Genomic DNA, 1,243 nt, shown 5'->3' on the forward strand with positions numbered 1-1,243 from the left:
GACGTCTAGAGAGTTCGTTCCTATGGTGAAAGATTTAAAGAGAAAACTTTCTCCTAACGAAGAGATTATGATGTGTTGCACAGGTGGTATTCGTTGTGAATTTTTCTCGAGTATGCTCATTAAGGAAGGATTCACCAATGTGTATCAGCTAGAAGGAGGAATTATAGAGTACGGTAGAAAGGAAGGAAATAGCTTCTGGAAAGGAAAATTATTCGTATTCGACGATCGATTGTGCGTAGATATATCTAACGAACCCTCTGAAACAGTTGGAATCTGCCATCAATGTAACAGACCAACAGATACTTACTATAACTGTGCTAATATGGACTGTAATCATCTATTTTTGAGTTGTTCTAATTGCATTGATTTGCTCAAAGGATGTTGCAAATCTGAATGCCAAAACGGAATACGTGTAAGAAATTATCTGCCAAACGAATCTCATCGTCCTTTTAGGAAAAAAAGCCACTACGAATTAAATTCAATTGCCGGCGGCAGGACTTGAACCTGCACCCACTTGCATGGAGTAGATTTTGAGTCTACCGCGTCTGCCTTTCCGCCACGCCGGCACTAAGATTGAGTATTGAGTGTATGTTTCACCATTCATTTATGGCTAGATCCACGAATCGAGATTGTATTGTTCTATTCCATCCCATTCTAGATTGGGGGAGTATGTGACAGACCTTAGGTAGAGCCCTTTTGCTGGTGCTGTCAGAAATTGGAAAGTTCGTTTGCCAGTCGACAACATTTCTTCTATATCTTTTGACTGCATTTTTCCTTCATTTATTGCCAGTAGGGCCCCAACAAGATTTCTTACCATTTTGTAGAGGAAGCCATCTCCTTCGATCGCAATCCTACATCCTCCTGGAATCGATTTTAAATTTATCTTGAATAATGTTCGAACTGTATCTCTTTCTCTCTGTCTATTGTTATTATTGCTATTTCTGAATGCTATGAAGTCGTGAGTGCCCATAAGTTTCTCACAAGCATTCCAAATTAGATTCATACGAAGTGCAGGAACTCTTAAACGTCTACCGTGTGTCCAAGGGAGATGGTAAGAGGCTAAATGGAAATCGTACCAATAGGTCTTCTTCTTAGCAGAGTATTGTGCATGAAAATCAGAATTGGTTTCCCCATATCCCAAGACACGAACAGTAGGAGGCAGAATGCCGTTAATAGCGTAAAGAAAACGATACTGATCGATAGATCTCTCATGATCAAAATGAGCAACTTGCCCAATAGCGTG

The 1,243-nt window shown here is 40.1% G+C and carries 2 protein-coding genes and 1 tRNA gene; 1 reads left to right on the plus strand and 2 read right to left on the minus strand.

The annotated features are described in order from the left end of the window. Positions 1-502, plus strand: a 502-nt coding sequence (locus GCCT14_RS04995; protein WP_478209994.1) for a rhodanese-like domain-containing protein, incomplete at its 5' end; no start/stop codon positions are given. Here the strand turns inward: GCCT14_RS04995 and GCCT14_RS05000 are convergent. Together GCCT14_RS05000 and GCCT14_RS05005 are read right to left on the minus strand one after the other, a co-directional pair. Further along, positions 484-566: transfer RNA gene (locus tag GCCT14_RS05000), tRNA-Leu, on the minus strand. The genes GCCT14_RS04995 and GCCT14_RS05000 overlap by 19 nt on opposite strands. Before the next feature lie 44 nt (positions 567-610). After that, positions 611-1,243, minus strand: a 633-nt coding sequence (locus GCCT14_RS05005; protein WP_108624460.1) for a pseudouridine synthase family protein, incomplete at its 5' end; no start/stop codon positions are given.

It is taken from the genome of Candidatus Similichlamydia epinepheli, assembly GCF_003056015.1.